At 43.4% G+C, this 9,687-nt stretch carries 7 protein-coding genes; 5 read left to right on the top strand and 2 right to left on the bottom strand.

The window, feature by feature from the left end; genetic code table 11:
• Positions 1-429 precede the first annotated feature (429 nt).
• Entirely contained in the window at positions 430-1,335 is a 906-nt protein-coding gene (locus RB622_RS17125; protein WP_308047801.1) for a PfkB family carbohydrate kinase, read from the top strand.
• A 69-nt stretch (positions 1,336-1,404) separates the two neighbouring features.
• Here RB622_RS17125 and RB622_RS17120 read toward each other — a convergent pair whose 3' ends face one another.
• Together RB622_RS17120 and RB622_RS17115 are read right to left on the bottom strand one after the other, a co-directional pair.
• A complete protein-coding gene (locus RB622_RS17120) occupies positions 1,405-3,036 on the bottom strand; it encodes a L,D-transpeptidase family protein (RefSeq protein WP_308047800.1) in 1,632 nt (543 codons plus the stop codon).
• An 88-nt stretch (positions 3,037-3,124) separates the two neighbouring features.
• Entirely contained in the window at positions 3,125-4,390 is a 1,266-nt protein-coding gene (locus RB622_RS17115) for an aspartyl protease family protein (RefSeq protein WP_308047799.1), read from the bottom strand.
• A gap of 379 nt (positions 4,391-4,769) precedes the next feature.
• Between RB622_RS17115 and RB622_RS17110 the strand changes: the two genes are divergently transcribed.
• The 4 genes from RB622_RS17110 to RB622_RS17095 all read left to right on the top strand — a co-directional run bounded on the left by RB622_RS17110 (position 4,770) and on the right by RB622_RS17095 (position 9,588).
• Positions 4,770-5,966: a histidine kinase gene (locus RB622_RS17110; protein WP_308047798.1), complete on the top strand. Its 1,197-nt coding sequence runs from the start codon at positions 4,770-4,772 to the stop codon at positions 5,964-5,966.
• Positions 5,938-6,711, top strand: coding sequence for a LytTR family DNA-binding domain-containing protein (locus RB622_RS17105; RefSeq protein ID WP_308047797.1), 774 nt, complete (start codon positions 5,938-5,940; stop codon positions 6,709-6,711). Before RB622_RS17110 ends, RB622_RS17105 begins: the two co-directional genes overlap by 29 nt.
• 163 nt (positions 6,712-6,874) lie before the next feature.
• On the top strand, positions 6,875-7,141 hold the full coding sequence (locus RB622_RS17100) for a hypothetical protein (protein WP_308047796.1): 267 nt from the start codon (positions 6,875-6,877) through the stop codon (positions 7,139-7,141).
• 92 nt (positions 7,142-7,233) lie between these two features.
• Positions 7,234-9,588, top strand: coding sequence for a TonB-dependent receptor (locus RB622_RS17095; protein WP_308047795.1), 2,355 nt, complete (start codon positions 7,234-7,236; stop codon positions 9,586-9,588).
• Positions 9,589-9,687 lie beyond the last annotated feature (99 nt).

Raw genomic sequence — 9,687 nt, 5'->3', positions numbered from 1 at the left:
AAAGTCGAAATTGAATGGGGATTGCTTGCAATAGCACAGAATATTAGAAAAAAAGCTGCTTAGAAGGGCTTGTTATTACATAATTCAATCTGATAACGCTCTGAGCTTTTGATAGAAGCATAAAAAAGATAAAACATCACGAAAGCCTATACAAAACAAAGAGGGCGCCTCAATTCGAATTTGAGACGCCCTCTTTCGTTTCATGAGAATAATCCTAAAACAAATTTTATAAAAAAATAGCCGCTTGACAACGGATTTGAACAATTTCAAGAACTATAACAAATCCAATGTTGTTGGCTTAAGATGTAGTTGCGGCCGGGCCGTAATACAGAGATAACAGAAAAGAAAAGTTGGGTTAACATGGGACCTGGCATTGATTTTTTAATCTGTTATAAAATAAATTTGTTAACATCGATTATTTCTAGAATCATGTACGATATCTGTACGATAGGTCATATAACGCTGGATAAAGTAGTAACGACCAAGTCTGTGAAACACATGCCGGGTGGTACTTCATTTTACTTTTCGAAGGCGATTCAACAATTTGATATTAACTATGTGCTGGTCACGGCGTTAGCACAAAGTGAAATGGACGTTGTCAATAACCTAAGCGCTGATGGCATTACGGTTCATACGCTTCCCAGTGAACACTCCGTTTATTTTGAAAATATTTACAGCGAAAACCAGGATTACCGCGAGCAAAATGTTTTGCAAAAAGCGGCACCTTTCGGGATTTCGGTGATGCCGGCGGTGGATGCCAAAATTTATCATATCGGTCCATTATTATCGGATGATATCTCGGTGGATCTGATTCGATTTCTTTCGTTAAAAGGAATGATTTCTCTTGATATTCAGGGACTTCTTCGTTCTGTTGAAAACAAAAAGGTAATTTACCATGATTGGGCTGACAAAAAAGAAGCATTACCTTATGTGTCTATTTTGAAGGCCAATGAGCATGAAATGGAAGTGGTAACAGGCTGGTCAGATGTGCAGCAAGGTGCGCGTTATCTGGCCGATCTGGGTGTTCAGGAGGTAATCATTACCTTGGGTAGCCGTGGTTCTCTGATCTTTAAAGATGGTTTATTTCATGAAATCCCCGCCTACAAACCTTCGGCCATCGTGGATGCGACAGGCTGTGGAGATACGTACATGGCGGGTTATCTGACTAAAAAAATAAAAGGAGGAGATATTCAGGAGTCGGGAGAATATGGCGCTGCCATGGCCACATTGAACATAGAATCTTCCGGACCATTTTCGGGAAATGCCGCGACGGTTCAGGAAGTATTGACAAACGGTGTCGCTGAAAAATATAATGTGTTACAAATCGGTTTGTAACTTTTTCAAGTTTCGAACTTATTGGGATATATAAAGAAACCGGCTTTTGGCCGGTTTCTTTATATTCGCTTAATTCTTTAAAGCGATAACCTCAGTGCCGTTACTGAACAGTCTTTCGGCCATTTTTTTATCGTGGCCATAAATATCTTTCCTGAAATTCAGCAAGCCATTCTGATCGATCCAGGCCGTGAAGTAGCCAATGAACACGGGTATCTCAGCCTTTCCACGCAGACGCACATATTTCTCTTTCCCCAGATTCATTGCGTCAGTTATCTTTTGTTCTGTCCATGTGCTGTCTTTCCTGAGCAGGAACTCAGCCAGTCTTTTTGGTTCTGAAAGGCGGATACAGCCATGACTAAATGCCCTGCTGGACTCGCCAAAAAGATTTTTGGAAGGCGTATCGTGCAGATAAATGTTATAACTGTTTGGGAAAAGGAACTTGACCAGTCCGAGTGAATTTTTAGGCCCGGGTTTTTGCCTGACTGCATTACCGTTCCATTCCATGTTGTGTTTGGCAAGATAATTCGGACGGCGTTTGATGCCTGGTAAAATTTCGTTTTTCAATATGCTCGGCGGTACGTTCCAGTAAGGACTGAACACGACCTGGTTAAGCGTTCCGGAAAATATGACGGTGTTATGCGCTTCAGAACCTACCACCACGTTCATGCTGAAAGACAGGTTCCCATCCTCATAAACATGCAGTTTGTATTCCGGGATATTGACCAGCAAATAATCCGTTGTCGGCGTAGCGGGCACCCAGCGGATACGCTCCATATTGATCAGTATCTGTTGAATACGTTCCTGAATTGGTACGTTGATTTCACGGAAAAAAGCAGGACCGATCTGTCCGTCCTGTTTGAGTCCAAAACGGGTTTGAAAACGTTTCACGGCTTGGGTTAACGCCGTGTCCAGCAAGTCGGTCGTGTCGGCTTCCGGCAAGTCGCCCAGGGCAAAAAGCCGCTGTTTAATCTCCGGAATGATATCGTAACTGTCTCCCTCTTTAAATTTTTTCTTATCCGGTACAAGCGAATCCCAGGTCTGGTCTTTTCTGATCTGATAATAATTAAGCAGGTTTTCTTTCAGCAAATTATATTGGCGGTTAACCGGCTCGTACGCAGATAAATTTTGTGCCTTATGCTTTAAAAGGGAGTCGAGAAAGGCCTCGGTATTGATTTTTTTACGTGGAATGTACCAGTTGAGTTCCTGAATATTAATGCGGTGATCTCCGGAGTAAGCCCGGCTTGCGTATTTGAAAAACTGCTCCGTTAGCAGGAGTTCGGTATTGACGACCGACGTGTCTTTCGGGTTTATTTTTTTTAGCAGTTTCAAAGAATCGATTCTGGAAACCAGCGCTGCGTTGTATAATGAGCTGTCGCCGGAATAATGGATGTAGTCATTTTGCAAACCCAGAAACGTTGGGACAAAATCGGCAAGTCCGTCAGGAAAAAACCAGGCGAACTGATAGTTTCTGTGATTGTAAAAACTCTGGATCTGGTTGGCGATGCTGTCATTCTCCGTTGTTTTCACAAAACGGTTTAAGGTTATGCTGTCCACAAACAATTCTGTGAAGGAATTCTCAACCGTAATGGTCGTATCTCGCACCGCAACCTCCGGCAGTTTTTTCTCTTTTTGCCCACACGACGCCAGCAGCGCGCAAAGGAAAATGAATAGATAACCCCGGTTCAAAGTGTGTGATCGCATGTTTTTTAAAATCATTTTAGTCAGGTTTGATGTGTTACGGGATCAAAGTCAATGATCAAAGCCCAAGCTAATTAATTTTTTAAAACAATCAGATGATCCGTTGAAGTTTAAGCATTGCGAAGAAGCTCTTTTTGTCCCGTATCACCATCACGTCAAGACTTTTTCCATTACCTTTTTTCATCAGCTGGTATACTTCGCTGATATTCATGTCTTTCACAGAAGTGCCGTCAATGTAAAGGATCTGATCACCTTTTTTCAGGCCTGCTTTGGCGCCCGGAGAGTTTTCGTTGACATGGTCGATGAAATAAGTATCCAGGTTTTCTCCGGCGGCCAGGATGTCAAGTCCGCTCATGTTGTATTCAAAACGCTCTTTCAGTCGGCTTTTCACAGGTTTGATCACCATATAATGCCGCCGATAGTTGAACGTGACCTTAAAACGGCGCAATAATTCACAGCCTATACTTCCCTGCCGGTCGTCACGGTCCGCCATTTTTAGCCCAAAAGCCAGGCTGTCAGGAAAGGAGGCCAGCACATTTTTTAGATCATAAGTGCCCAATTTTATCCCATCAATCCTGCCCATGCTCCCTTTCACCGCGCCATTAAGTCCAAGCCCTTCCCGGGACTGAATAACCGGTGTGGGCATCGGAATTTCCTTTTTAGAGGAATGGTCAATCAGCAATGCATTTCCTGCACCGGTATCGATCATATACCGCAGACCATTATAGTCTTTCCCGGAAATTCTGGTGTCGGCCCCCAGGTAAGGTTTTGTATTGTGTATCAAAATGGGTAGCTTATCGCCTTTTTTCGCGTTGTACTGATATTTTGACGGAGTAGTCAGCGTTAATTCTTTTCTGTCAAAATCCAGTGTCACAACAAAACTGTCAAAAATTTCATAACCGATAATGCCATGAACAGGCATCCCGGCATAAGCTGACAGCATGGTTAATGGCTCGTCCAGAATCAGCATGTTGTGCTGGTTGACCTGCATGTGCTGCATCGACAGCGAATTTCCAATAGCCGTGTGCGCGCTGATCATTTTGCCTTCGCCCATGCCCCCGATCATCAGCCTGCGTTTTAGATCAAGTTTGCTTTTATCCAGTGTCGTCGGATCGAGAATAATGGTATGGGCCACACCCGTATCGAGGATGAAATTCAGGGTATCCGAGCCGTTGATTTGTATCGGGACAATGATCAGGTTTGAACGGAATTTAAACGGAATGCGGTCATGTTTGCGGTTTTCGGTCAGGAAAAATCCGCTTGGGCCTTCTTTCTTTTCTTTGTCTACCGCTATTACACCCGTTGGGAAATATAATTGGATGATTAATGCCAGGATTAACCACTTTATTCGCTTCATTTTATCAGAGGACTAATTGTAAACCTGGCCGGATTCTAGTCCGGTATATTACTTTATTGCTATTAAACTGACGGAAACCATGAAATTTCGCTGGCAAAAGTAACAGGTAATGCTGTAAATAAGACAACAGATTGTGACAGCCGGTTCATTTACGATGTAAAAATGATCAATTGATAAGACATGATCTGGTTTTTGGCCCTGAAAAGTGTTTTAAATAATAATCAGGGCAGTTTGGATAAATTTTATCAAGTAAATATCAGCCGGATTTTAGTTTTGTTTTAAAATCTAATTTATTCTCCTTCAACCATTTTTAATTGGTCGTACGGGATAAATTTTAAAACTTTAAGTAAAATTAAAAGACACCCTAACCGTGCTGTGTATGCACTTTGTTCAACGATTACTTAACCAGTCCCGGTTGCCGCTTACCGTTGGTCAGTTCTGGAAATATGCTTTTTGTTACTGGAGCATTTTTGCCGTGATCACTTTCGGGCAGCTTACGATGCTGTGGCTGCTTCGGGATGGTTTGACCATGCGCTATTACGAGACTTTTATCTGGCTTCTGGATGGTCTGTTCTGGTGGAGTACAACGCCGCTGATTCTTTATGCTTCTTTAAAAATCCCCATTGTTTTCAAAGACCGGACCAAACGGCTGTTTCGCCAGATCCTTTTGCATTTATTTATTGTCACGTTTCTGATCACTTTCTTAAATATCTTCCATTATTTCATCACCAATCCGATCATGTTTCGGTTGGTGGGTAAGTTCGTGTCTGCGGAAAGTTATATTTTTTCACTTTTCATGGCGTACCCTGCCGCGTTTGGGCAGTACATGCTGCTGGTTGTGGGGTTTAATAAGGTGTCTTATATCTACCGCTACCAGGCACTCAGGCAGCAGCATTTTAAAACTGAGTTAACCAATGAACAGCTCCGAGGGCAGCTCGCGACGGCTCAGCTTCAATCATTGAAAATGCAGCTTAACCCGCATTTCCTTTTCAATACCCTCCATGCTGTCGTCAGTCTGATGATTAAAAATGACATCAGAAAAGCCACGCTGATGATTACCACTTTAAGTGACCTGCTCAGGGCCGTGTTGGTTAACCAAAAAGCGGATTTTATTCCTTTGCAGGAAGAGCTGCGGCTGACCCAGCAATACCTGGGTATTCAACAGATCCGGTTTCAGGACAGACTCAAAGTTGAATACGATATTGATCCCGCCACGGAGTTATGCCCGGTTCCGCAATTGATTCTGCAACCGCTGGTCGAAAATTCATTTACACACGGAATTTCAGACCTGACGACGGACGCGCTGATCCGGATTACGAGCAAAATTGTCGGAGACCATCTGCAACTGGAAGTAATCGATAATGGTATTGGGCAGAAACAACGGAAGGCGTCGACCGGCATGGGACTTGGCCTGAAAAACACTTTGCTGCGTCTGCAACAGGCCTATGGCGAGGATGCAAGTCTGATCTGTTCGTACCCGCCGCAGGGTGGAACGGTTGTAACATTATTTTTTCATACACAAACAAAAACCAAAATTCAGGAAGACAATGACATATTGCTGCCTTATTATAGATGATGAGATATTGGCAAGGGACGTGATTCGGACGTTTCTGACGGGAGACACTTCCATTCGCGTGGTGGATGAGGCTGCAAATGGTACGGAAGCCGTGATAAAAATATTGCAGCACAAACCCGATATTATATTTCTCGATATTCAGATGCCGGAGCTTGACGGTTTCGAGGTTTTAAAGGAAGTGTGGCCGCACCATCAGCCTTTCGTGGTTTTTACGACCGCTTACGATCAGTATGCGTTGCGTGCATTTGAGGTCAATGCGATTGATTATTTACTAAAACCTTTCGATGAAATCCGTTTTCACCAGTCGCTGGGACGTTTGAAAGAGCGGTTAAGTCAACAGGCGCAGCCGCGTATTGAAGAACTTGTCAACCGGTTATTATTAGAGCAGAAGGAAGAAAAAGGAGGTAATTATTTGCAGCGGATCCTGGTCAAGGAAGCCGGGCGGATGTATCTTGTAAAAGTGGAGGATATTACCCATTTTGGCGCGGACGGAAATTATATTTCGTTATTCACCGCTTCGAAAACGTATACGATTTATGAAAGCCTGACGAGCCTGGAAAACCGCCTGGATCCTACGCTAATGATACGTGTCAGCCGGTCCAATATTATCAATATCAATTGCATCGCAGAACTCGAAACCTATTTTAACGGCGAGTATATCGTTCATCTGACGGGCGGCCACAAAGTGAAATGGACGCGTGGGTACAGAGATACAATTAAGGCTTTTTTGACTAAAATTGGCTAGTTAAGTGATTGATTTATAGTTTGATAAATTGTGAATCTGCGCACTCTTTACCGTTTAGTCATTAAAGTTGGATTGCAGTTTTATATAAATAAAATTTGTAGACTGGAAGGTCTCTGCCTGAGACAGAGGTTGTTGCATTTATAATTTATCAAATTTCATAGCCATGTTAAGTCAAACTTCATTAAAACGCTCGCTTCATTCACTTTTTCTGCCTGGATTGCTGGCCTGCAACAATGTCTGCGAAGTATCCCGATTTCAGCAGGATTTATTTCCCGATTCCGATTCAAAAAACCTGAAATGGGACTATGACGAAATTACGCACAAGCTAATCGTTAACGATCAGTCCGAAAAAGGCTGTGAACTTTTCAGACTGAAAGACGATGGTTTTAAAGTTAAAAGTATAATCGCCAACGTTACCAGCCGCATCTGAAATTTGCCTCACGGAAGTAAATATTGTTGATTTAAGTAAAGAGGATTCGCGTGATTTCCTAAACGATCTTATGTCCACACTTTTCCATAGTCATGAAAAAAGTAATACTAACAACCTTATTGGAGCTCTGTTTTTATGCAGGCTGGTCGCAAACTTTATCCAATACAGTAAAGGGAAAAATTCTGGATGCCCAGTCCGGAAGTTCCTTGCCAGGTGTTCATGTTATCCTGGTGGGGAGTGAGCCGCTGACCGGTATACAGTCCGATCAGGAAGGTATTTTCAGGTTGCCGTTCGTGCCGCTTGGTCGTCAGACGTTGAAGATAACCTGTGTGGGTTATGGTGAGCAGATTGTTCCCGATGTGCTGGTTACGGCCGGGAAGGAAGTCAATCTTGAAATCCGGCTTATTGAACAGGTGATTAATGCAGAGGAGCTGACAGTAAAGGCAAACCGCAATCAGGATGTTCTAAATAACGAATTTGGAACGCTTAGCGCCAGGACATTTGATGTTGAAAATACGCGCCGCTTTGCCGGAAGCCGGAATGATCCTTCGCGCATGGCGGCCAATTTTGCGGGCGTCGTGGGAAATAATGATGCCCGCAATGATATCGTAATCAGAGGAAATTCTCCTACCGGACTTCTGTGGCGGCTCGAAGGTATCGATATCCCCAATCCGAGCCATTATGGCGCATTGGGTGCAACGGGCGGTCCTGTCACTATTTTGAATAACAACGTATTGAGTCAATCCGATTTTTTTACGGGGGCTTTTCCGGCTTCCTATGGCAATGCGCTCAGCGGTGTTTTTGACCTACAACTGAAAACAGGCAATCGGGATAAACGCGAGTATACCGGACAGGTCGGTTTCAACGGCTTTGAACTGGGTGCGGAGGGGCCGTTTAAAAAAGGGAAAAAGGCGACATATCTCGCGCACTACCGCTATTCGGTAATGGGTCTCGTACAAAAACTCGGTGTGAATTTGGGAACGGGCAGCAGTGTGCCGAATTATCAGGACCTATCTTTTAAAATAGATATCCCAACGAAAAAAGCCGGAAGCAGATGGAGTATCTACGGGGTAGGGGGCACCAGTGATATATCTTTCAAGGGTGATTTGAAAGATACGGCCAACCTTTACAGCGACGCGTACAGTAATCTTGTCAACAAAGCAAAAATGGGCGTGGCCGGGTTGTCCTACCTGCATTATTTCAACGAAAAGACTTCTCTAAAAGCATCGCTCGCTGTTTCCGGGTCTGTTTTTGAAACGCAAATTGATTCGCTTAATGATGAACGTCAGCCTTTTAACCGGTACAGGGATAAGTCTGGTCTGGGAAGGATTACATTTACCGGCATTTACAACAAAAAGCTGAACGCCAAAAATCTGTTTTCAGCGGGCGTGTATCTTCATAAGTTGTCCTATGACCTGTTGGACAGTACTTACAGCAACAAAATATACCGACGTTTAAGGGATGAAAATGGTGGGACGGAGCTGGCCCAGGCATATGGACAGTGGCAATACAAACCCTTGAACGAACTGACGATTAACGGCGGACTGCATTTTACGTATTTCAATCTGAATAAAAAAAATGCGGTTGAGCCAAGGCTGGGCATGCGTTATGATCTGCCGTTGCGACAAGCCGTTTCTTTTGCTGCGGGTATGAACAGTAAGATGCAACCGATACAGCTTTACTTTTACAAAACCAGAAATACTGACGGGAGTTTTACGCAGACAAACATGGATTTGGACCTTACCAAAAGTTATCAGTTTGTGGGTGGATACGAACGGTATTTTGGCGATAATATAAAACTGAAAACGGAAGTGTATTCTCAGCATCTATACAATGTGCCCGTTGAAAGATTTCGGTCAACGACTTCAGTCCTTAATCTGGGTGCAACGTTTTCTGCGCCGGACGTGGATAGTCTGGTTAATGAGGGTAAAGGAAAAAATTATGGTCTGGAAATTACTTTGGAAAGGAATTTTAATAAGGGTTATTATTTTCTCACGACCATTTCACTGTATGAGTCCAAATACCAGGGAAGCGATAAAATATGGCGAAATACGGCTTTTAACGGTCGCTATGTGGTCAATTTCCTGGGTGGGAAAGAGTGGAAGATTAATGAGAAACACAGTGTTGCCGTTGATTTAAAAGTAGCGCTCGCGGGTGGGCGGCCCTATATTCCCGTTGATCTGCAAAAATCCATTGAAACAGGGTGGGAGATAACCGACAAAAGCCGCGCTTATGAAAATCGCTTCAAATTTTATTTCAGGACCGATTTAAAGCTGACATACAGACAAAACGGGAAGCGGATGGCTCAGGAATGGTTTGTTGACATCCAGAATGTAAGCAACACGAAAAACATATTCTCGAAGCATTTTGATGTGAGGACCGGTAAAATCAAGACCATCTATCAGACTGGTCTGTATCCCAACTTCAATTATCGTATCGAATTCTGATCAGATTTTGCGAAAAAAACACTTTGTCCTAAATGATTAAAAGCATTGAGCTTTTTTGAAAAATGAAAACAGGCTGATCGCTCAGCGTGCCGTCAGGCT

Source organism: Dyadobacter sp. LHD-138 (assembly GCF_030929615.1).
GTDB lineage: Bacteria > Bacteroidota > Bacteroidia > Cytophagales > Spirosomataceae > Dyadobacter.
This window is presented reverse-complemented; position numbering and strand designations above follow the sequence as displayed.

Bases quoted from the DNA above. Each gene is read 5' to 3' on its own strand.
- RB622_RS17125 (WP_308047801.1), top strand. From the start codon at position 430: ATGTACGATATCTGTACGATAGGTCATATAACGCTGGATAAAGTAGTA.
- RB622_RS17120 (WP_308047800.1), bottom strand. From the start codon at position 3,036: ATGCGATCACACACTTTGAACCGGGGTTATCTATTCATTTTCCTTTGC.
- RB622_RS17115 (WP_308047799.1), bottom strand. From the start codon at position 4,390: ATGAAGCGAATAAAGTGGTTAATCCTGGCATTAATCATCCAATTATAT.
- RB622_RS17110 (WP_308047798.1), top strand. From the start codon at position 4,770: ATGCACTTTGTTCAACGATTACTTAACCAGTCCCGGTTGCCGCTTACC.
- RB622_RS17105 (WP_308047797.1), top strand. From the start codon at position 5,938: ATGACATATTGCTGCCTTATTATAGATGATGAGATATTGGCAAGGGAC.
- RB622_RS17100 (WP_308047796.1), top strand. From the start codon at position 6,875: ATGTTAAGTCAAACTTCATTAAAACGCTCGCTTCATTCACTTTTTCTG.
- RB622_RS17095 (WP_308047795.1), top strand. From the start codon at position 7,234: ATGAAAAAAGTAATACTAACAACCTTATTGGAGCTCTGTTTTTATGCA.